Source organism: Maribacter thermophilus, from assembly GCF_001020565.1.
Taxonomy (GTDB): domain Bacteria; phylum Bacteroidota; class Bacteroidia; order Flavobacteriales; family Flavobacteriaceae; genus Maribacter; species Maribacter thermophilus.
Genome location: NZ_LDAS01000001.1, coordinates 394,872 through 419,686, shown reverse-complemented (window position 1 = coordinate 419,686; position 24,815 = coordinate 394,872). Strand labels below are relative to the sequence as shown.

General features: G+C 43.7%; 12 protein-coding genes. All 12 read right to left on the bottom strand.

Annotated features, from left to right (window positions below):
* Nucleotides 1-15 precede the first annotated feature (15 nt).
* Nucleotides 16-2,298, bottom strand: coding sequence for a beta-glucosidase BglX (gene bglX, locus AB657_RS01710; RefSeq protein WP_047244918.1), 2,283 nt, complete (start codon nt 2,296-2,298; stop codon nt 16-18).
* Nucleotides 2,299-2,398: 100 nt separating this feature from the next.
* The gene (locus AB657_RS01705) at nt 2,399-3,193 is read right to left on the bottom strand and encodes a carboxylesterase family protein (RefSeq protein WP_047244917.1); all 795 of its coding nucleotides are present in this window, start codon (nt 3,191-3,193) and stop codon (nt 2,399-2,401) included.
* Nucleotides 3,193-4,572 (bottom strand): glucoamylase family protein, encoded by a 1,380-nt coding sequence (locus AB657_RS01700; RefSeq protein ID WP_084696361.1) that lies wholly within the window; start codon nt 4,570-4,572, stop codon nt 3,193-3,195. The genes AB657_RS01705 and AB657_RS01700 overlap by 1 nt, the downstream gene beginning before the upstream one ends.
* A 1-nt stretch (nt 4,573) precedes the next feature.
* A complete protein-coding gene (locus tag AB657_RS01695) occupies nt 4,574-5,938 on the bottom strand; it encodes a glucoamylase family protein (protein WP_047244916.1) in 1,365 nt (454 codons plus the stop codon).
* A gap of 56 nt (nt 5,939-5,994) precedes the next feature.
* Nucleotides 5,995-7,710: a LamG-like jellyroll fold domain-containing protein gene (locus AB657_RS01690; protein WP_047244915.1), complete on the bottom strand. Its 1,716-nt coding sequence runs from the start codon at nt 7,708-7,710 to the stop codon at nt 5,995-5,997.
* A gap of 8 nt (nt 7,711-7,718) precedes the next feature.
* A complete protein-coding gene (locus AB657_RS01685) occupies nt 7,719-9,251 on the bottom strand; it encodes a RagB/SusD family nutrient uptake outer membrane protein (RefSeq protein ID WP_047244914.1) in 1,533 nt (510 codons plus the stop codon).
* A gap of 22 nt (nt 9,252-9,273) precedes the next feature.
* A complete protein-coding gene (locus tag AB657_RS01680) occupies nt 9,274-12,306 on the bottom strand; it encodes a SusC/RagA family TonB-linked outer membrane protein (protein ID WP_047244913.1) in 3,033 nt (1,010 codons plus the stop codon).
* A 234-nt stretch (nt 12,307-12,540) separates the two neighbouring features.
* Nucleotides 12,541-15,297, bottom strand: a complete 2,757-nt coding sequence (locus AB657_RS01675; protein WP_047244912.1) for a helix-turn-helix and ligand-binding sensor domain-containing protein — start codon at nt 15,295-15,297, stop codon at nt 12,541-12,543.
* Between the two features lie 347 nt (nt 15,298-15,644).
* The gene (locus tag AB657_RS01670; RefSeq protein ID WP_047244911.1) at nt 15,645-17,585 is read right to left on the bottom strand and encodes an OmpA family protein; all 1,941 of its coding nucleotides are present in this window, start codon (nt 17,583-17,585) and stop codon (nt 15,645-15,647) included.
* A gap of 11 nt (nt 17,586-17,596) precedes the next feature.
* On the bottom strand, nt 17,597-18,529 hold the full coding sequence (locus tag AB657_RS01665) for a PorP/SprF family type IX secretion system membrane protein (RefSeq protein WP_047244910.1): 933 nt from the start codon (nt 18,527-18,529) through the stop codon (nt 17,597-17,599).
* 24 nt (nt 18,530-18,553) lie between these two features.
* Nucleotides 18,554-22,573 (bottom strand): T9SS type B sorting domain-containing protein, encoded by a 4,020-nt coding sequence (locus AB657_RS01660; protein ID WP_047244909.1) that lies wholly within the window; start codon nt 22,571-22,573, stop codon nt 18,554-18,556.
* 462 nt (nt 22,574-23,035) lie between these two features.
* Nucleotides 23,036-24,553 (bottom strand): hypothetical protein, encoded by a 1,518-nt coding sequence (locus tag AB657_RS17575; RefSeq protein WP_198146854.1) that lies wholly within the window; start codon nt 24,551-24,553, stop codon nt 23,036-23,038.
* Between the last annotated feature and the right edge of the window lie 262 nt (nt 24,554-24,815).

Below are 24,815 nucleotides of genomic sequence, written 5' to 3'. Positions count from 1 at the left end.
GATCGTTATCAAGCTTTATTTAAGGGTAAAGCCCAGCTTTTGTTCCGTGCTGGAATCACCGCCTACAAAGACCTCGAAATCTCCGGGCTCGGCGACAAAGTCTAGATCATAATTGTAAAACTTGAGGTCGTCAATGGTCAGGTTAAAACTTACCGTCTTGGTTTCCCCTTTTTTCAAGGCCACTTTTTGAAAGCCCTTCAACTCCTTGACCGGTCTGGTAACCGAGCCCACAAGGTCTCGAATGTACAACTGTACCACTTCCTTACCATCGTAATCGCCCGTATTGGCCACATCTACGCTTACCGTCAACGTATCGCCTTCACGCATGGTATCGGAGCTTAGTTTTAGGTTTTCGTATGTGAACGTCGTATAGCTGAGACCGTAACCAAAGGGATAGACAGGTTCATTTCGTTCATCGATATAATTGGAAGTAAACTTTTCAAATTTACCTTCTTTGTTCTTTAGCGGACGGCCCGTATTCTTATGGTTATAAAAAATAGGTACCTGTCCCACGTTTTGTGGAAAGGTCGCCGTGAGTTTACCTGAAGGGTTCACATCCCCGAAAAGCACATCGGAAATGGCCAGGCCGGCCTCGCTTCCCGGAAACCACACATTGAGTATAGCCGGAACCGTTTTGCTTTCTTCCTTCAACACCAAAGGTCTTCCCGTAAACAGAACCAACACCACAGGTTTGCCTGTTTTTAAAAGGGCGTTCAACAAGTCTTTTTGTACTTGTGGAATTTCAATATTCGTACGGCTGCTGCTCTCCCCGCTAAATTCTGCCGCTTCGCCCAGTGCAGCCACGATTACATCGGCCTTATGCGCTACCTCAAGGGCTTCTTTCAGCAACTCGGCATCGGACCTATTGTCCCTGTTCAAACTCTTTCCGAACATGGTCGCCCTTGCTTCCAGTTCAGGGTCGTAGGTTAGGTTACTACCCTTTGCATAAAGTATGTCAACCTTTTTACCGGCCACTTCCTTTATTCCCTCCAACAAAGCGATCGATTTACTTTGTTCGGTAGATACGCTCCATGTACCTGCCATGTTCTCGCTGGTATTGGCCAAAGGCCCTACCAAGGCAATAGTACCGGTTCTTTTTAAGGGCAGTAATTGGTTTTTGTTCTTTAGCAATACCATGGATTGCGTAGCGACCTCCCTGGCAAAATCCCTGTTTTCTTTCGTATATACTTCTTTTTTGGCCCTTTTCACTTCGCAATATTTGTAGGGGTCATCAAAAAGACCCAGGTCATATTTGGCCTTTAAGATTCTTCGAACGGCATTATCGATCTGTTCCATCGTTACCTTACCTTCTTCCAGTGATTTGGGAAGGGTGTTCAAAAGGCCTTCCCCAACCATATCCATATCTACCCCGGCATTTAGGGCCAAGGCGGAGCTGGTCTGCAAATCGCCCATACCGTGTGCCACCATTTCATTGATGCCCGTATAGTCGGTGACCACAAAGCCTTCGAAACCCCATTGCTTTCTCAGCAAATCGGTCAGCAACCATTTATTTCCCGTAGCGGGAATTCCGTCAATTTCATTGAACGATGCCATTACCGTACCCACACCGGCATCGATAGCGGCCTTATAGGGTGGCAGATATTCATTATACATCCGGATCCGGCTCATATCCACAGTATTGTAGTCGCGTCCCGCTTCTGAAGCCCCATAAAGGGCAAAATGCTTCACGCAGGCCATGATGGTATTGTTCTTGGTAAGGTCATCGCCTTGGTATCCACGTACCATGGCTTTTGCTATTGCACTTCCCAAATAAGGGTCTTCCCCATTTCCTTCGGATACCCTTCCCCAACGTGGGTCCCTAGATATATCCACCATGGGCGAAAATGTCCAGTTGATCCCATCGGCACTGGCCTCTTGTGCCGCTACACGGGCCGTTTTTTCTATGAGGGGCATATCCCATGAAGTAGAGAGCCCTAAAGGAATGGGAAAGGTTGTTTTGTAGCCATGGATGACATCCAGACCAAATAACAAGGGAATTTTTAAACGGCTTTTTTCGACCGCTATCTTTTGTACTTCCCTAATTTTCTCTACCGAGGTAAGGTTGAGCAAGCCCCCTACCTTTCCTTCTTCGATTTTTTTTGCAATATCGGAGTTTTGGGCCTGTCCGGTGACCACATCCCCGGCACCAGGCAAATTCAACTGACCTATTTTTTCTTCCAAAGTCATTTTCTGCAAGAGGTCCTCTACAAAGGGAACTGTCTCTTGCGCCATAGATTTTGTTGTAACCAAACATAAAAGCACCACGGTCAAACAAAGTGTCGATATTCTATTTTTCATATAATTGATTCTATTATAACTAACTGAAATTAAAGCAAATAAAACCATCACTAAAGATTTCTCTTTAAGTAAATACGTTCTTTCTAAATTCTTGTATTTTTTAATTTTTGAGTTGATGTGAAAAGAGCCACGATAGCAAATCGGGTTCCGAAAATGCGGGATCCCAACTGTTGTGGTTCGCATAATCATAGAGCGTAAATCTAGGAAAGGCCCCTGCCTTGATCAATGCACTTACCATTTCAATAGAATGCAATGGAGCCACCACATTGTCCTTGGCCCCGTGGAAAGCCCATATCGGTGTATTTAAGGCATAATTTTTTATCTGTTCGGGGTCGCCGGCCCCACAAATGGGAATGGCCGCCGCAAACGTATTGGGCTTTCTTGCCAACAGTTCATAGGTGCCCATACCTCCCATGGACAGCCCCATCACATAAACCTGATGTTGGTTGACATACTTTTTTTGTTGAAACTCTTCCAATAAGGACATGACCAGTCCCATGGCCTTGGTCGGTCCTTTTTCGAACTGAAAATCGAGTTGGATAGGATAATTGCTTCGATCTACGTTTACCTGGGCCCAATAATCATCTTGCGGACATTGGGGCATCACTACAATGGCTGGGTAATTAGACCGGTTTTGCCCATCGGTAAACAAGGTGCTACCGTGGGTCAGTTGCTTTTCGTTGTCATTGCCCCTTTCGCCTGCCCCGTGTAAAAAGAGCACCAAAGGATAGGATGCATTTTTGTCAAAATCCTTGGGATACAATACACGATATAAAAGCGTGTCCCCGTTTTTGATCCACTTTTCCTTTTCAAAAAGGGAAGTGTCCTGGGCATGCCCTAAATAGACTATGCCCCACAAAAGAAGCGAACAAATAATATAGTTACGAACCCTCATCAATACGTAAAATTAAGTTTTTCAAGTCCCGATTGCACGTCCTCGTTTTGCATAAACAAATTCCAAAGCAAACCGGTCCTATAATTCTCGATCATTATAATCTGCGGACCTTGGTCTATGGCCAAATAAGCCTCGGCCACCCAAAAACCGTACTCCGGACTAAAGGCATCATAAAAGCCTGCCTCGCCCAGCAATTTATCCTTGTTTTTATAAAAATACCGTAAAGCCGCCAAAGATTCTTGCGGCGTATAGGGGATGGAACTTATGGCCGCCGTTGGTGAAATAACCCCAAGGTCGTTTTCCGGGTGATGGGCCGCATACCCTATGCTACCGTCCGAATTTCTGGAATAGCTGGCCGTTAGCCCCCAACAATCCTCACCATAGTCTTCAAAGTTCTTCGGATTCTCCACACAATACTTATAATTGATCATGGAGTGGTTTACATTCACATCCCAATAATTTACATATGCATCGGCAAGTCCGTTCGGATCAAGTCCCAAATACGAATAATGAGCCCAGAACAGGGGTCCCCCGTAGTTTTCAGCCCCATTGTGTTTTACCAAAAGTGGGTAACCGTAAGCCGTATTGGAAGACAAAATACCCCCGTTGCTTGCCCAACCAGTGGTATAAACCTCTTTTTCTATACTATAATCTGGGGAGGCGGCCGCCATTATGTAAGCGATCAATACCTCGTTATACCCCGAGAGTTTCAGGTTTATGTTAAAACCGTAATTAGGACTCCAATGCCAATAGAGTGCATTATCACCTTGCGTATACCAGTCCCACTCCACCCCTTTCCAAAGGGTATCGGCCTTTTCGGCCAAAGTTTTTTCGGTATCGGAACCTTCCTTAAAATATTCCTTAACACAGATAAGCCCTTGGGCCAAAAAAGCCGTTTCTACCAAATCGCCGCCATCATCCTCGGTACTAAAGGGAATTACGTCACCGGAGGTACCATCTATCCAATGCGGCCAAGCCCCGTGAAAACGATTGGCCAATTCTAAAAAAGTCAGTATTTTTTCCAATCGTTCTACGCCTTCATCCCTAGAAATAAATCCTCTTTCGATACCTACAAGAAGAGCCATTAGCCCAAAACCGGTTCCTCCGGTAGTCACCACATTGGCACTGTTTGAGGTATCGTCGGGGTGATAACGTTCGCGGGCACCCCCTGAGTTGGCCTCGGCAAAATCCCAAAAATACTTAAAGGTCACTTCTTGTGTCAGATCCAACAATTCATTGTCGGTAATTTCCGGTTCGTCGTCAACGGTCTCCTCCGATTCGCCGGGAATTTCAGAAGGAACATAGGTATAATCATCGCCCCCCGAACACGACCACAATAGCGCGCCCATTAAAAATATATACATCTTGGTCTTTACCATTCTAGTTTAAATAAGGAGAATTGAACCCTAACTTTTGTAATCCGGTTTTGACATCCTTGTTTTTCATAAAGAGCTTCCAAAACATACCCGTTCTGTAATTCTCTATCATTACAGGAATGGGACCTTGATCTATGGCCAAATATCGCGGCAGGTACCATTTCTTTTCGAGACTAAAGGCATCGAAAGGCCCGTACTTACCGATCAAGGAATCCTGTTCCTTATACATATACTTTAAGAACTGCATACTCTCCTTGGGCGTATACGGCATGGATGAAAGCGCCGCAGTAGGGGAAATTACACTTAAATCGTTATCGGGCCTATGACCGGCATAACCATCAATGGAATAGCTGGAAGTAAGTCCCCAACAATTTTCACCATAACCCTCATATCCCTTGGGATTGTCAACAGCATATTTGTACTGTATCAAGGCGTGGTTGACATTCAGCTTTTCGTAATCGCCATATTGATCAACAAGTCCGTTGGGATCTAGTCCAAGATACGAATAATGAGCCCAGAACATGGGGCCGACCGGCGAGGCATCGTGCTCGTAATGATCAAGGATGGTGGGCAGTCCATAAAAAACGGTGTCCTTTTTGATCGCCCCGTTTCTAGCCCAACCTTGTTCGTACACTTCCTTCTTGATGGGGTGGGTAGGTGAGGCAGCGGCCAATATGTACATTACCAAGGCCTCGTTATAGCCACCGACGGGAAAGTTCATGTCCCAGCCATGATTGGGCGACCAATGCCAATACAGGACATTTTGCCCTCCTTGGGTATACCAGTCCCATTCCACTTCTTCCCATAATTTTTGAATTTTATTGGCCAGTGCTTTTTCCCTCTCGTTCCCTTCCTTAAAATATTCCTGAACGGTAAGCATTCCCTGAACCAAAAAGGCTGTTTCAACCAGGTCTCCCCCGTCGTCCTTGGCACTAAAGGGCGTCACTTTTCCCGAGGGTAGCAACCAATGGGGCCATGCCCCGTGAAAACGGTCCGCCTTTTCCAAAAAGTCGATCGCCTTTTCATAGCGCTCCAAGGCTTGTTCTCGGGTTATAAAACCTCGCTCTACCCCTACAAGAATAGCCATAAGTCCGAAACCCGAACCTCCAATAGTGATAATATCCTTGTCATGGGCCGGATAAATATTGTCTAAATGAATACGTTCGCGAGCAAGGCCCGAAACAGGTTCGGCCCCTTCCCAAAAGTAATCGAAGGTTTGTTTTTGTACCGTATCCATCAACTGTTCGTTATTGGACAGGTATGAGGTATCGGCCTTCGTTTCCGACTCTACCATTTTCTTTTTAGAAGAATGGCCGTTACAACCGACTAACAAACTTGTAACGGCCATTGCAATGAAGATAAATCTCATAAAATTTATTAAACTAACTAACTCAAACAATTTAACTTAAACCTCTGAAGGAACTACTATTCCATCAGATCCTGAATTTCATCGGCAGTCAAAACCCTATCGAACAAATAAAGTTCATCGATATAACTGGTATCCGACAAGTGATTCCATCCAATATAATTAGGAGCTCCGGAACCAATAGACAGAATGGAGCAATTTTCCCAGTTCATGGTTTTATCGGTCATATCGCCAACATTGGCCACGGCCGTACCGTTGAAATAGATCTTGGTCTCGGTTTCGGAAACGGTGAATGCAATATGTACCCAATCCCCGGCGGTAACATCGAGTACCTCACCATCGTTCCAAACATTATCCTCTACGGCACCCACATGAAGTTTTATCCGCTGCTCGGCGGTGTCACCTTCCCTGAACAACCTAAAACCTGCCGAAAGATCGTTATCGGCACCGATCATGGGTGGTGAAACGGTCAAAATACCTGCCCGATCGGCATCCGCACTGACCTTGTACCAAAATGCGCCACTGAACTCATTACCGAACAATCCGGTAATGGGCAGGGTAAGATACGAATCGGTTGCACCTGCATAGGCATTAGTGCCTACCACACTCTCACCGGCAAAACCAGGAGTACCCACAACAGTTGGATCCGTACCATTGACCATATCGGTATTGGCACCATCAAAAGGAATATACAAGGTTGAACCAAAGTATTTCTCCTCCAATTCCCCGCCATAGATAGCAACCACTTCTTCGGTAGAAAGTGCCTTGGTGTAGAACCTAAGTTCATCTATGGCACTATTGTCTGAACCATGACCCCAATAATCATAGGTAGGGCCACCGGAACCGATGGTAAACTCTTCACAACCTGTCCAATCTATAGGAGCCGACATATCGGAAGAATTTACCTCAACACCATTGAAATATATGGTGTTTTTGGTACTGGAAATAGTCATGGTGATATGGACCCATTCTTCTGAAGACGGATCGATTACATCTCCATCGTTCCAGCTTTCACCGACTCCGGTACCAACATTCAATTTGATCCGTTGATTATCGCCGCTAGCCTCCCTGAACAAACGGAAGCCCTGTAAACGGTCGTCGGCATCGTCGCCTACTACCAAAATACCTGCACGATCGGGATCGGCGTTCACCTTATACCAAAACGAAGCACTAAACTCGTCGGACAACAAACCTTCCGCAGGAAAGGTCAAGTAAGAATCCGTTGCCCCCAAATAAGCCCCTACACCATCATGGCCGGGGTTCTCAAAGCCCGGTGTACCTACTTCCGTTGCCAATTGGAAGCCTATTTGATCCCTATAATCACCATCAAAGGCCATATAGAACGACTCTCCATCGAACAATGGTGTATAAGGAGGTGACTTGGTAAAATCCACTGAAGAGGTCGACGTTTTTCCGTCAAGGTCGGTCGCGGTTACGGTAAGGGTATGGCTACCATCCCCAAGACTGTCATAGGTAAATTCCTTAATGGCCTTTCTGTAGTCCAAAAAGCTATTGAACAAGGCTATTTCATTGCCATCCAAAAGCACGACAATATCCTTTATCTCAATATCGTCGGTAACCTCCAAGCTTACATCCAAGGTGGTCACATCCTCAAAAACCTTGATTTCCATCCCATCGGTAGGAGAATTTATGGTAATCTGCGGAGCCTCGGCATCTTCCCCTGGTGCTACGTACGTCAATGGGTCTATACCATCATCACAGGAGACCACCAAGAGCCCTAAAACAAAGAATAAGGATTTTATAGTATTTCTCATGATATCGTCTAGTTGTTTTGGTTATTATATTCGTCTAGGATCGGACTTACATCCAATTGTTCCAATGGGTAAGGCAGGTAAGCTTTTTCCATGGTAAAGGTTCTTCCGTCATAACTCAGTTCAGAAGTTTCTTCCAATCGGATCATGTCGTAGTACCTTATACCCCACTCCATCGCCAACTCGGCAAATTTCTCGTCCATGACATCATCACTGGTAACTCCGCTCAAGGCAGGCATTCCTGCACGGGCCCTGACCAAGTTTACGGCATCATCGGCAGAACCTGCCGTACCCGAAGCCCCTCTTGTCAAGGCTTCCGCATACATTAAAAGCACTTCGGCATAACGGATGACCGTGTAATTTTTATTGGTGCCGTAGTCGGTTCTACCTTCTGTTAACTGAATGGACGGCAAGTAGTGTTTTCCACTGGCGAACATGGCCCTGGAGTAGTCGTTGATCACATCGCCATCGCGTGTGGTGTTCGATACAAAATCGGGCAAAGTGGCATAATCGGGATCGGTTTGAAGATCCGCTATACCGCGATCGGTAAACAAGACACTGGTTTCCAATCGCGTGGTTTCGCCACGATCCAACATAAACTTGATGTATTTGGTACTGGGCTCAAAGAATCCCCAACCCTCACCGGCTTCGGGTACTGCGGGGGTCCACCCCTGTGGTCCGTAAAATGCGAACAAGTGGGCTTCATTGGCACCTGAAGACTGACCAAAATCGGAATATTGGATCTCTAGAATGTTCTCGTTGCACAACTTTCCGGGAATTTTAAACAATTGGTAAAAATCATCATAAAGTTCAAATTTTCCGGAATTGATGATTTCCCCCGTAGCATCGGCTACCGCCTGATAATTCTTTAATTCGAGATTGGCCATGGCCTTTACGGCCAATGCCGTATACTTGGTCATACCCCCGGGAATATCAGTTCTTTGATTGGGATGAAGATCCACAAGGTTGGGAATGGCCTCGTCCATTTGATCGGAGATCCATTGCATCAAATATTCCTTTGATTCTACCGTAATACTGGTCTGATCGGTACTTTCTATCAAATAAACATCACCGAATACCCTTGACAGCTCCAAGGTTATAAACCCTCTCAAGGTCATGGCCTCGGCTATGTACTGGTCGACCAAACTACTACTTACCCCACCTTCCCTATAAAGCTCTAACTGCTCTATTTGGGAGGTTATCTGCATCACGTCCTGGAACCAGTTTTCCCAAAGCGAATTATACATCCAATAATTGTTGTCGTAAGTGTAGTTATCGGTATCCGCAAAACTCTGTTGGTCTCCCAGACCCCCCGCGTTGACATCGTCTCCCCTTACGGCTATTAGTGGAATCTGCTCCCAGCCAACACTTTGGAAGGCCGCATAGGCCCCTACAACTGCCCCATAGGCCCCTTCGGTACTAGAATAGTCGATATCATTTTGATACGACCTAAGCTCCGCGTCCTCGTCCAACTTATTGTCACAGCTTGCCAAGTACAAACCGCAAACCAGAAGTAAACTTTTTATATATATCGTTGATTTCATTTCCCTGATATTTTTTTGATGATTATAATTTTATATTCATTCCAAAAGAGTACGTAGAAGGTATCGGATAGGTTTGACTATCTATACCGTCGAAGCCAACTTCAGGATTAAAGCCATTGTACTCCTTGGTCCAAAGGAAGGGTCTATCCGCAGTAAGCGACAATCGTATTTCCGGTAACTTGTCGTTCTTGATGGTATAGGCCAGTTGTATGTTCTGGATCCTAAAGAAATCGCCATCCTGTAAAAAGAACTCCGATAGTTTTTGATTCCAAGATTGTCTATACCCTGCAGAGGAAGGAAAGGCATTGGTAGACCCCTCACCCGTCCAACGGTTTTTGGCCAGCTCGGCATCGATATTTCTTCCGGTGGTCCAAATGACTTCGGCTCTGTTCCTGTTCAAGATTACATTGCCCCCTTGACCGTAGAAAGAAGTGGTGAAATCCCAGTTTTTATAGTTTAGGTTGATGCTACCTCCATAAAAATAATCCGGTACCGGAGACCCAAGAAAGACCCTATCATCGGCATCCAATGTACCATTGCCATCAACATCGCTATACTTAAAATACCCTGGAGCAATATCGGTACCGCCAGCAATGGCCGATTGTGCCGCTGGGTCGGCATCGACCTCCGCTTGGGTCTGGTACACGCCCTCTATATCATAACCGTAGAAAACATTTATGGGCTGCCCTTCGATAATCATCTGCCTAAATTCCGCCGATCCAGTTTCTATATAAGGCTGGGTGTACAGGTCGGTAACCTCGTTTTTGATCTTACTGAAATTGGCATTTACCGAATACCCGAAGTCTTTACCGATCTTACCACTGTACCCAACGGCCAATTCCAACCCTTGGTTTCTAACACTACCCACATTTTGGTAACTCACTTCGGTACCTACCAAAGGAGACAAGGGGATAACCATGTCTTTGGTATCCTTAATGAAATAATCGGCTTCCAAAGACAGGCGATTGCCCAAGAACTTGGCCGAAAGACCAATATTGGTCTCTTCGGTAAACTCCCAGCTAATGTCGTCGGAGATGGTCTCAAACTGCGTTCCGGTATAGTATTGATCATTAAAAACGGTCTGTACGGTACTAGAGCCCACGCCACCGTCGGATGAAGGTACTGAACCATTGGCCAAGCGTCCCCAACCACCTCTCAACTTAAGGTAGTCGATAAAGCCTACATTTTCCATAAAGGATTCCTCCGAAACTACCCAGCCCAAACCGAAGGCGGGCAAGTGCACATAGGTTTCATCGTATTTGTTAGCTCCCTCAGCCCTATATGTGGCATAGGCCATATACCTATTTTTGTATTTATAGGCAGCCCTACCAAAATAGGAGAATCCGTAAGACCGGCTACCGCCGTCATATGATGTTTGACTATCGGTAGAGGTATTCTCTAAGTACCAAGTCTGTTCTTTGTCTTTAACGAACGACCCACTTGGATCAAAATAACCAGTAGTACCAAAATAACTGTAATAATTATCTCGGTAAGACATACCGCCCATTAAGGTAAGGTCGTGTTCACCAAACGTGTTCTGATAAGTTAACACATTGTCAAAAATGTAATACTCATCGGTAACCTGACTTCTTGTAATGGAAGACTGTTCTACACTTCTCTGATAATCATCGGTAACATAATAAGGTAAGTAAACATTACGACCTGTAGTACCGGCATGATTGTATGACAAACTGGTCTTAAAATTCAATTTTTCGGGAACCAATTGAAAATCGGCATAAAAATTGGCCACGGTTCTACGTATATTACTCTTAAGATCAGAGTTGTCCATCGTAGGAAAGGGGTTTTGACTGCTTCTGTACCCCAGTTCCCTGGCATCGGAATATGGAAGCGGGTCGGCCTCGGTAAACAAGTTATCGTATACCGGCATAATGGGCACGGCAAAATAGGCCAATGACCATGCCGAACCCTCATCATCGTATTTTGTAGCATTGCTATACACCATACTACCACCTACCTTAAGCCAATCGTTCGCCTTGATATCCAATTTGGTCCTTAAATTAAAACGCTCATAGCTGTTCTTCATATCAAGGATACCGTCTTGGGAAAAGAAATTACCCCCAAGGGAATAGGCAATGTTCTCTGATCCACCATCAATGGAAATATCATGATTTTGGGTCATTGCCGTTCTCAATATCTCATCGTACCAGTCTGTATTTACATCGGGTACGTTCGGATTGACCCTACTACGACCGTAACGTTGCATTGCCTGCTCTATACTTGCTATTTCCGATTCGGAACCTGACTCCAAGGCAAAATTTACGAACTGCTCCGAATTGGCCATTTGAAGCACATTCTGCGCCTTTTGAACTCCTGTATAACCTGAATAGGTAATAGTGGCGTTTTTGTTGAACTGACCTCCCTTGGTCTTGATAACGATAACCCCATTTGAGGCCTCTACCCCATAAATGGCAGATGCAGAAGCATCCTTTAAAATGGACATGCTCTCTATTTCACTGGCATTTAAGAAATCGATATTGTCAAAGAACACCCCATCGACAACAAACAATGGAGTAGAATTACCATATACAGAGTTTACACCCCTGATCATGATCTCAGGTGATTCACCAGGAGAACCAAGGCTACTTACCTGAACACCGGCCGCCTTACCCTGTACCGCTTGCATTAATTGCCCGGTAGGAACCTTCTCTAGACTTTCTGTATCAACAGAAACTATGGCACTGGTCAAATCTGATTTTTTCTGGGTACCATAACCCACTACCACTACTTCGTCCAACGTTTGGGTATCCTCTTCCATGGTCACCGATACGGACGTTCTTCCATTAACATTTACTTCTTGTGCCATAAAGCCTATATAACTGACCAACAATACTCCGTCGGATGGAATGCCTGACAGGACAAAATTACCGTCAAAATCGGTCTGTGTACCTGTAGTGGTTCCTTTAAGAACCACACTAGCACCCGGTAATGGTTGCCCACTGGTGTCGTATACCGCACCCTGTACGGTAACACCATCCTGTGCATAACTTGCTATATGAAACAAAAAAAGCAGTATTGCTAATAATGTATTCCTCATTTTGAATAATGTTTAATTATTAGTTTTAATTTTTACCAAATTACCAATTACCCCATAGGAAGCGGACTTCACTGGCTACATAAAAAATACATCATAGCAACACCCTCCCGAATGCCCTATATTAAGGATGTTTGCAGTAATTGCTATGTTAAGTGAATATTAAATTTTAACACATTGATGTAGTAATGATGTAGGTGTACATATTGAAGGGTATTAGAAATATCGCAAAAAAACCTAGTTAAATTTGATTAAAAAGTTAGAAAGGTTCTGAGAACTGTCGATTCCTAATTTTTTTCGAAGTCGATATCTATGAATTTCCACCCCTCTATTTGAAATTGCCATAAGGGGGGCTATCTCTTTTGATGTAAGGTTCATTTTTAAATAAGCACATAATTTTAAATCCTTTGGGGTTAACTTTGGGTACATTTTTAACAAGTTTTCAAAAAAGTCTTCATGAAGTTCCTTAAAGTTCACTTCAAAGTGTTTCCAATCTTCATCGTCATTAATAGAATTATCAAGTTTTTTAACAATGGCCCCAAAACGTTTTTGATTGGAAAACTGGCTCTTGTTTACCAGTAGCATTTCCTTTAATTCCAAAATCACTTTGTTCTTCTCCGCCATACTCATTGTAATGCGGGCCAGTTCTTTTTGTTTTTTCTTTATCTCCTTTTCCAGTTTTTCCTTTTCCTTTTTGGCCAATCGCTCTTCTTGGTCTTTAAGAAACTTGGCTTTTAACTCCTTATGCCTTTTCTCCATTTTAGACCTATTGTACTTTCTTCTTAAAAAGAGAGCTGCAATAAAAGCCAGGATATAGAGTCCGATACTGAATTTGGAAAAATACCATGGTGGTGCAATATCGAAAAGTAAGCTCTTGCCCTCTGAACGTTCGTTATCTATGCCCACACTAAAAATATTGAGTTCATAAGACCCAAAGGGTAAGTTCTGAAAATTGATTTCCCCATTGTCCAAATAACCCACTTCGTCCAAAGGTCCTTTAAGACCATAATAATATTTGGCGTCCAGCAAGGCAGGTGATGCAAAGTTTACTGTGATATCACTTGCAAGTTTGTATGGTATTTCAAAAGTATCGTTATCCAAAGAGTATGAATTTTCCTTGGCCTCAAATGATACCAATTTGGGTTGCTGTAGTCCAAAATTCTCAAAATGATTTCGAAATTCTGATATATTCATTTTTCCAAAACCATCGTTTAGGGTAAAACAATAGGTAGAATCGTTGAGCTTGACGATTTTTTCGGCTTCGGGGGTCAATCTTTTTTGCAATTGCAAATCATCCAAGATATAATTGACCTCTTTTAAATCGGAGAAGAGGACTTTTTTAACACCTTCGTTGTCTATAAACCAAAAAGAGGCATCATCGTGGTACACCAAATTTTTGTGGTTATAGGCCTGAAACTCTTCGAACAGTTCTATTTTTTTTAAAATGGGATCATACCTGTGCCACACTCCTTCAATGTCCAATGCAATCTGATTTCTAATATTGAAGACCTTAACATTATAATTGGTAGGTATGTTCTCTTTCGTAAATTCCATTTTATCGACCACCTCGTCGTAGGTGTCGTTCAATACGAGCCGGTACAGTCCTTTATAAGGGTGTGCCACCCAGAGCGTATGTGCATCTTCGAAACAAATGTATTTGGCAGGTTTGTTGATTCCGGCAATCGGGGTAACGATCCAATTCCCCGAATCGTCTTTTTCATATTTGGACAAGCCGATATAGGTGCCCTGAATAAAAGAGGTGTCGGACTCAGGAACCTTCACGATCTGGTATCCTCCTGAAATTTCCGATATTTTTTCAAAACTATCCTCCTCTACCCTATAAGTGCCCGTGTTATGACCGCAAAAAAGATCGCCATCGGTAATATTCAAATCCCAGACATGACCTTGAGATCCTTCCACAAAGTGCAACATATCATCCTTAAAATAATAGACCCCCGTATTACTGGCCATATATAGAATATTTTCATGAACAGCCAGGTCATACACCGTACCCACAGCACCCGTGTAATCGGTATAATAGGTCAAAGGATAGTTGAGCTGGATTCTATCGATCCCGTTGTCCAACCCTACCCATAATTGGTCTTTATACTGTGTCATGGCCAAAACGGTATTGTTTTGGAGTCCTACTTGACGGTTTAACTTTTGACTGCTCTTTTTATCCTTATCATAAAGATATATACCGTTCTTTATGGTACCGAAGGCAATCATGTTTTCAGAAAGCGGCAAGATCTGATTGAGTTGATATTGGCTCAACTGGTCATCGATGTGGGTCTTAAAAGGCTTTAACCCTTGATCGTTCAAAACAAAGCAGGCGTTGCGCCTGGTACCTATCAAAAGACCTTCTTCGATCTCGGCCATACCTACGATCACCTTATCAGAAAACAGTTCAAGTTCTCCTAAAGGAACCAGCTCATCGCCTAAAAGTTCGTATAGCCCATTGTGTCCGGCAGCTACCATGATCTTACCCTGATATTCGGAAATATAATTGACCACAAAGTCTGGGGATATCACCTTGACCTCGTTATTTCGTAGAATATATATACCATTGAAGGACCGGAAAATTACAGCGTCGCCATGCGGCATAATTTGCCAAAATTCCTCGTTGGTAAAGGTGTGGTCCCTTATGAGGTGTGTAAGGGAAGTATATTCAAGAACACCATAGGTATTCTTCTCCCAATACCCCAACTCCTCATAAGAACCTGTATATATTTTTCCGTTAATTTGGCCCACGGAACGTATGGTTGTATTATCTGGAAGCTTATAAAGCCGCCATTTTTCCCCATTATAATGTAGTAAACCACTATTGTTTGCCACAAACAATTCTCCCGCTATATTGGTAGATAGCCCCCAATTTTTACTATCCGCCTTATACTCAAAAGTTTTATAATTATGTATTGGTGGTAAAAGATTTTGACCACTTAACCGCAAAGTTGCATTGAATACCGTTATAAGTAGAATGAAAAATAATCTCATGTAAACACCTATTTTTCTTTAAAGGGATAAAGATAAGTAGAAGTAACGTCATAGTAAGGTGTGTAAACATGAAGTATAGCAATATATAAATCTATCGAGGTCTTGATAAAAAACCCGAAATGCAAAAATTCCAAAACATGTACAACCCTTTATTACCTAAGACTAGATAGACTATTTGTATTGTACATGATATCAGAACAATTAAAAACTGAATACATTCTCTATTTGTAAATGAATCTTTACTACAGCTATGGGGTGTATATAAACTCTATTCGGCATTATAACACAAAAAAAGGGGGGAAACATCGGCCTCTCCCCCTTCTTTCACATCCAACTTTATCAATAAACTATTCTACTACTATAAACTCCGATCTCCTGTTCATCTGGTGCTGCTCTTTGCTACATGGTACACCGTTGCCACAATTGTTCGTGAGCTGCGACTCGCCAAAACCTTTGTAAGATATTCTACTTTCGTCTATACCCTGTTCCACCAAGTACGCTGCCGTAGCCTTGGCCCTTTTGGCGGACAATTGCATGTTGTATGCATCGTTGGCTCGAGCATCGGTATGGGAACGCACCTGTACTTTCACCTCAGGAAATTCGTTCAAATATGCCAAGACCTTTTCAATACTTATTTTAGCATCGTCTCTTATAAGGTACTTGTCAAAATCGAAATAGATTGGTTCAATGCCCAAGTACTTGGCGAGATCGGTACCTACAGGGGCAGATTTTACCGCTTTTACCAACATCACCTCCATATCAGTAGCCTCTTTGTCCTTGATGACTGCAAAGGCCTTATTGCCATCGTCATAATCACTTTTTGATGCCACTATCTTATAATTTCCCTCTTTACAATCGGCTTCCATGTTAAAAGCCCCATTGGCATCGGTCTTCGATGTAGAAACCACATTGTTTTCGTTATCATATACCTTAACAACTGCATGGGCCAACAGCTCACCTGTCTCTTCATCAATGACCGTTCCCGCTATCAGGGTATGACATTTAAGATCCAATGCCCTTGTCTCTACAAAACTGTAGATATCGTCACCGCCCTGGCCTCCGGCCCTGTTGGAGGCAAAAAAACCTTTTTTGGTCTCCTCGTTAAGGATATACGAAAAATCGTCCTCCTCTCCGTTCAAAGGCCTGCCCACATTTATTACCGTGCCAGATTCCATATCCTTTAAATCGACGGCGAACACATCGAGACCGCCCAAACCTGGGTGTCCGTCACTGGAAAAGTAAAGCACGTCGGAATCCGTCACAAAAGGGAAGGTTTCCCGAGCTTCGGTATTGATATTGGATCCTAAGTTTTGTGGCGCGCCAAAACTGCCATCGGCATTGATGTCCACTACATAAATATCCGATTCACCAGTTGTGCCGGGCATATCGGAGGCAAAATACAACTTGCTCCCATCTTTGTTCAACGCAGGATGTGCCACCGAATAGCTATCATCGTTAAAGGGAAGTTCTTCAATATTTTTCCATTCGTCATCTACCAGCGTAGCCCTGTATAGCTTTAACCTACTGACCCCTTCTTCGTCTCTTGAGAATTTACCGTTGTTGGAGTTGTTCCTTGTAAAGTACATGGTTTGGCCATCTTTGGTAAATGCCGTGGAGGATTCATGGGTCTTCTTGTTCAGCTTTCGGGAAAGTTTATCTACCGTAATAAAATTCCCCTGCTCATCCTGTGTGGCCTTGTAGAGATTCAAAAAGGAACCATTGTTCCATTTATGGATGTTCTTTGATATAGAACCACTATCCCTAGCCGTTGAAAATATTACGTCATTTCCATAGAAGGATGGGGCAAAATCTGACACCGCCGAATTGATTCCTAGATTCTGGATCTCGTACCGGCCCGAATTGGCTTCTATCCGTTCTAAATAATCCAAATTTTTACTGAACTGTACGGCACGTTGATCATTTGCCCTAGCTTCTTTGAATTTGTTCATCCAACTATCGGAAGCTTCATACTTACCCAACGATTTAAGGGTCTGGGCATATCGGTACATGTATTCCGGGTCAATATCCGCTTTGTCAAGTTCGAACAGTTTACCGTACCACTCCGATGCCTCTGCGTACTGGGCGTTATAATAATTCGCATTCCCCAAATTTTTGAATATCTGTTCTTCGGTATACCCTTTTGCTACCAGATCTTCATAGGACTGTATGGCAGGCGCAAAGGCAAAATTGGAGAAGTTGGCAGCCGCTTTTTCCAGTTTTCTTTCTTGAGCGTTGGCAATACAGGTTATAACGGCCAAACCACAGAAAATATATTTTACTTTTTTCATGTCTTGCGTATTTAAAAGAATCTTGGGGTTAGCACTCGTTTATACCTGTTCAAGAACTCGTATCTCAACATAATCTCGAAAGACCCGTCGTTGAAACTTGTCCCTCCTAAATCGGTAACCTCTCTATCATAGGCCAAACCTATCATTAACTGGTCGCTCAACTGAAAGCCGAACAGTCCACTCAGGGCGGCATCCCAGCGGTAGGCAGCCCCCAACGAAAACTTATCGTTGAACAAAAAGCTCGCGCTCAGGTCAACTTGCAATGGTGCTCCTTTTACAGCTTTCATTAATGCCGCCGGTTTAAATTTTGTTCTTGAATTAAGGTCGAACACATATCCTGTGATGAAATAATAATTCATGCGTTCCTTGGCCACAAAGGAGGAACTGTCAGCGTCGGAACCGTCGAAATGTTCCGTTTCCAAAAAATTCGGTACAGATAGTCCCGCATAGAAACGGTCGGTGTGGTAATAGATTCCCGCACCGAAATTTGGGGAAAACTTATTGTCGATATTGGGCAGATTGCTCTCTGCACCATAATTTCTAAGTTTCGAGAAATCGATATTCAAAAGGTGTCCCCCTGCCTTGAGACCGAAGGACAGCTTGCCCTCCTCTGAGGTATGTACCGTATAGGAAAAAGCAGCATCTATATACGTGTCCTGATTGGTACCGTTACCTATCTCATCGTTTACCACTGACAATCCGAGACCTACTGAATTTGATACTGGGGTATGAAAGTTCAGGGTTTGGGTGGTAGGAGCTCCATCAAGGCCTACCCACTGTGAACGGTGCAGGGCTGCAATACTAAATACACCACGGGAACCTGCATAGGCAGGGTTTACCGATATCGTGTTGTACATATACTGTGTATACTGGGCGTCTTGCTGCGCTTGGACCATAACAAGGCCGATAAAAATAAATAAGACTGTTATAAATCGTTTTTTCATGTTAATGGTTTGTATTGGAGAAATTTATCTGTTGATGTATAGGTATCCCGCTTTGCTCAGGCTCTCTCCATTGTTTTCATATTTGACCAAATAAAAGTATACGCCCACCGGAAGCTTAGAATCCGCTTGGATGGTCGCCCTTCCGTCGGAGACCCCCCTAAATGAATTAGGACCATTGTCGTAACCGGACGCCTCATACACCAGAACGCCCCATCGGTTATATATCTGTACCTTGTTATTAGGATAGGATTCGATATTCTCAATCTCGAAATAATCGTTTACCCCGTCGTTGTCCGGTGTAATGATCTCGTTGGTTATAGAAATATCCATATCATCAACATCTTCATTACAATCGGATTCCGGAGTAGGAACTCCATTTATGGAGTCGCAAGAATCAAGTGGATCTGTACCTTCCTCTATTTCCTGACCATCAGGAATCGTATCGCCATCCGTATCGGCTTCGTCAGGATCCGTACCTATGGCTTCTTCTTCCTCGTTGGTCAATCCATCATTATCACAATCACTTGTAGCAAGAGGAGTACCGTCTACGGAATCACAATCGTCAAGCGGGTCGGTGCCATCCAAGACTTCTTGCCCATCAGATATACCATCACCATCCGTATCGGGATCGCTAGGATCCGTACCCAAAATAACTTCCTCCTCGTTGGTCAACCCATCATTATCGCAGTCGCCGGTGCTCAAAGGTGTTCCGCCTACCGAATCACAAGAATTTAAAGGATCGGTTCCGTCGGATACTTCCTGTCCGTCGGAGATGCCATCACCATCCGTATCGGGATCGTTGGGGACGGTGCCCAAGGCTGCTTCATCGCCAGTGCTGATTCCATCGCCATCACAGGCGCTGGTGCTCAAAGGTGTTCCGTCTACCGAATCACAGTCATCCAAAGGACCGGTACCATCGGATACTTCCTGCCCGTCGGAGATACCATCACCCTCCGTATCGGGATCGTTGGGGACGGTGCCCAAGGCTGCTTCATCGCCAGTGCTGATTCCATCGCCATCACAGGCGCTGGTGCTCAAAGGTGTTCCGTCTACCGAATCACAGTCATCCAAAGGACCGGTACCATCGGATACTTCCTGCCCGTCGGAGATACCATCACCCTCCGTATCGGGATCGTTGGGGACGGTGCCCAAGGCTGCTTCATCGCCAGTGCTGATTCCATCGCCATCACAGGCGCTGGTGCTCAAAGGTGTTCCGTCTACCGAATCACAGTCATCCAAAGGACCGGTACCATCGGATACTTCCTGCCCGTCGGAGATACCATCACCCTCCGTATCGGGATCGTTGGGGACGGTGCCCAAGGCTGCTTCATCGCCGTTGCTGATTCCATCGCCATCACAGTCGCTGGTGCTCAAAGGTGTTCCGCCTACCGAATCACAGTCATCCAAAGGATCGGTACCATCGGATACTTCCTGTCCGTCGGAAATACCGTCACCATCCGTATCGGGATCGTTGGGGTCGGTGCCCAAGGCAGCTTCATCGTCATTGGAGATGCCATCGCCATCACAGTCGCTGGTGCTCAAAGGTGTTCCGCCTACCGAATCACAAGAATTTAAAGGATCGGTTCCGTCGGATACTTCCTGTCCGTCGGAGATGCCATCACCATCCGTATCGGGATCGTTGGGGTCGGTGCCCAAGGCTGCTTCATCGCCATTGCTGATTCCATCGCCATCACAGTCGCTGGTGCTCAAAGGTGTTCCTCCTACGGAATCACAGTCATCCAAAGGATCGGTACCATCGGATACCTCCTGTCCGTCAGGGATGCCATCACCATCCGTATCGGGATCGTTGGGGTCGGTGCCCAAGGCTGCTTCATCGCCATTGCTGATTCCATCGCCATCACAGTCGCTGGTGCTCAAAGGTGTTCCGCCTACCGAATCACAGTCATCAAGCGGATCGGTACCATCGGATACCTCCTGTCCGTCGGAGATGCCGTCACCATCCGTATCGGGATCGTTGGGGTCGGTGCCCAAGGCTGCTTCATCGCCATTGCTGATTCCATCGCCATCACAGTCGCTGGTGCTCAAAGGTGTTCCGCCTACCGAATCACAGTCATCCAAAGGATCGGTACCATCGGATACCTCCTGTCCGTCGGAGATGCCGTCACCGTCCGTATCGGGATCGTTGGGATCCGTACCCAAAGTTGCCTCATCTCCATTGCTGATTCCATCACCATCACAGTCGCTTGTAGCTAGAGGAGTACCACCTAACGAATCACAATCGTCCAAAGGATCGGTACCGTCGGATACTTCCTGTCCGTCAGGGATACCGTCACCATCCGTATCGGGATTGTTGGGGTCGGTGCCCAAAGTCACCTCATCGCCATTGGAGATGCCATCATTATCACAGTCGCTGGTGCTCAAAGGTGTTCCGCCTACCGAATCACAGTCATCCAAAGGATCGGTACCGTCCAAGGTCTCTTGGTCATCAGAAATACCATCGCCATCCGTGTCCGCAAGGACATCAATAGAAACAGTGGCCGTATCACAGTATACCGGGGTATCGGTAGTACATACCGAATAGGTAAATTCATCCGTACCTGTATAACCGGCATTTGGAGTATATTCGATCTCTCCAGTTACAGAATCAATGGTTAGGGTTCCATTTAATGGGGCACTGGTTATGGTTACGCTTGATACATCCAAATCTCCCATATTGCCATCGTTGTCCAATACATCGATCAATACAGGGGCACCCACTAGTGTAGTAGCGGAATCGTCCCCGGCCTTGCAAGTGGTGCACGGAGTTAAACAAAATTCTGTAGGGTCGCCTAAATCCAAAGTATTTGGGTCATCACTCGTTACCGTTGTAGAACCATTGGATATACTAGCTTGATTGGTAAAGCACTCGATAGGAGACGCATTCTCCGAAATTTTAAAGGAAACAGTAAACGAAAAAGGTACGCCACTGGTCGATGCGATGGGGGGAATTGAAATTCCATTGATGTTCAGGGTTTGTCCTGTAATGTTAACCGTACCTCCCCCGGGCGATGTGGGAGTCACGGAATTGGCCACCCAACTGAGGTTTGAGGAAATAAGTGTATCCTCAAAATCAAAAATTTGTGTCGAAGGAAAATTATTGTAGATGGTAAATTCAACATCTACAATATCTCCTGCGTGTACCCCTTCCGTTGGTACGTCCACCTCCTTTTCGAAGGAAGTTGGATAACATGCCGTTGCATCGAAAGTGGAATATGCTGTAGCCCCGACCAAATCTACAAGTTCATTGATGCTTGGGTCGTACCTAAATAACCTATTTTCTGTTTCCGCCGTACTGTTGTAATAGAAGTAGACCCTTCCTTGGGAATCGTTCCAGGCACCACCGGCGGAATACAATAATGTGGGGGAACCTGCCGGAAGGCTTACATAGGACTGATACCCGGTGCCCGGGTTTATTTTTACAATCTTTTCCTGTCCCCTCACGGTTCCATAGAGCATACCGTCATACGAAGAAAATGCCAGGTCGGCCACCAAGGAGGCTACACCAAGTGACAGTTCTTTTGTGGTATAGGTCATGGCAATCAAATCAACGGCTACCAGGTAGGCTTTGGAATCATCGGTACTTGCAAGACAATAGAACAAATTATCACTTCCCACAACCCCAGAAGCCATGTTCACATAACCCCCATTGGTATTTACACTAGAATCGGACGTCCACGAAGGCAGGCCATCACTTTGTCCCGCAACCGGGGTGGGTACGCCCATGTTCACAACATTTCCCAAGGCGTCTATCTGTACAATGTCGCCGGGATCGTTGACAGCTGCATCTCCACTAGCGATACCGTAGATAAAGTTGTCCAGAAAATTGTATCCTATGGCATTGTACCTATCCGATGTGGAAGGAGAAATCGTAGCCAAGACCACACTAGGATTCGTGGCTTCCACTACACTTAAAATGGAAGGATCTGTTCCTGAAGGAGACGAAACAAGATAGGCCGAACCATCACATTGAAAAGGTTCTTGTGCATAACCTATTCGTATAACAAAAATCAAGAACAGTATACTTTTTAAATACTTTCTAATCATAGTTAATGGTTAATGTTTAGTATAGAATAAAAGTGGTGGTGGGATATTCAATAGTTTTAAAAATCGTATCTACAGAATTTTTACAAAAATCTTAAAATCATTAACATATATCCTAAAAAACACCTATCACAAATGTTTCACATTCGTTGAAAGTCAAATGTTTTTGGGGTAAAGGACCATAAAAGGATATGTTCAGCTACCAGATATGTACTTAAAATTACCAACCAGCCATTAAGAGAGATGTAAATGGTCTGCATGAAGAAATTACACACAAGGAAATACATGACGTATATTACTATTTTTGAGGAATAACCCAATAATTAATAAATATGGAAGAAGGTACACAACCGCTTCTGCTATATTTTCTTAAAGTATATACCTTCTATACCCATCAAGAATCAGTATCACAGTTTAGGTGAAATAGTACATTGAATGCAAACCACCAAAGTTCTCCGTAGTATATTATTGTTTATTATTTTCTTTGGGTATTTCGAGACTATACCAAAGGTTAAAGTCTATATCTGAAGAAATGTTGTATTTTTTACGAAGTCTATTTTTGCGCACCTGAATAGCTCGCACGGTTACGTTTAGTATGTTGGCCAAGTCTTTGGTCGAAAAATTCAAGTGAGCCATCCCCAGAAAAGCAATGTCAGAACTAAGTACATTCGAATTACGTTTTTTAATCTCTGCCACAACTTCTGGATAAAGTTCCTCGAACAGTAATGGAAAATCTGGACTATTGGTATTGGCCGCAGTCATTAATTCTTTATGTCTGGAATCTTCTATTTCTGATTGCATTGTTCTACTATGATCATCTATCTCCGTTTCCAACACCTTAATTTTACGCTTATATTTTATTTTTCGGTAATAGATAAACCCTATAGGCACCAGACCAATAAGGAGCACCCCCAAAACAATATATTCGTAACTTCCCCCTACTTGTCTTGCAACCTCATATTTCTCTTTTAAAATTTCATTATATACATCGTCCTGTATATTTGAATTTATCGTCCTTAGAGAATCATTGTATTTATGGTACAACAACAAGTATTTTTTCCCTGTCTTAACGTCTTTCATATCGTTTATGAAGAAATCGGACATGTTTTTGTATTGACCGACAATGGCATCCAAATCTTTAAGTTCCAACGCATTTTGTAACGCCAAATCATAATACCGCTCCGCTTCTTTCAGATTACCCGTCAATTTTTCATATGTGGCATAACAATCATAATACTGAAAGAGATATCTTGAGTTGTATTTATGAAGAATATTATTTGATTTGTCCAAGTAATTCTTTGCTTCTTGAAACTTTTTGTTTTTCATAAGATTTCTGGCAATCTGACAGTAAGTAGCACTTATACTGTAAAAATTGATAGCCTCTTCTAAACGACGTACACTATTTTCCTGTAAAACCAGGTATTTATCCAAAGAGTCTTTCTTTTTGGTTTTGTCATATATATGGACCAGATTCTGATAAGACCAAAAAATGGACATTTCCCTTTGATTCCGATTTGCTATCCTTTCTGAATGCAACAATTGTTTCTTGAACTCTTTCTCTGCCAAAAGATTCATGTCCAGACTACCGTATAGTCGTCCTTTTAACCTATACGATTCTACTTGCATGTTTATGTAAGAATTGAAAAATTCCTCTCTTTCTGCCTTTACAATAAAAGACAAAGCCTTTTTGTATTCACCAATCTCAATCAATCCTTTCGCCAAGTATATGGAAGCAATCGTTTTACCTTTTGAATAGGCTATTTTTTCTGAGTCATCCAATGCCTCTTTGGCATATGATATAGATTGATAAAAATTTAATTTGGCAAACTCTTGTTTGGATTTTTCGATTTGGCCATCTATCGTTTCTTCTGTGAGCGTATAGGCATGGGCATTGGATAGATTGACAAAAAACAAAAAAAATACAATGCAAGCAGAAAAATTCATAAAAAAATCGAAACCTTGATTAGAAATACTCCTGTTCAAAAATACACTTATTTTAAGAATATTTTTCTTACAGTAATACTTCTCAAGGCTAAAAAAGAGACCTGTTAACAGGCAATGTTTTGAGTCACAAAAAGATACATTATAATTAGCATTGTGACTTTTTTTTGATTCTGTTTATTTACGTACAAAACCTTACATATCCATGTGATAAATCAGTTTCACAAAACGTAAAAATCCACTTGTCCTATTTAGGCCTATCAATAGGTTCCTTTGACCATATCGGAGGTTATTAAAGCTAGCA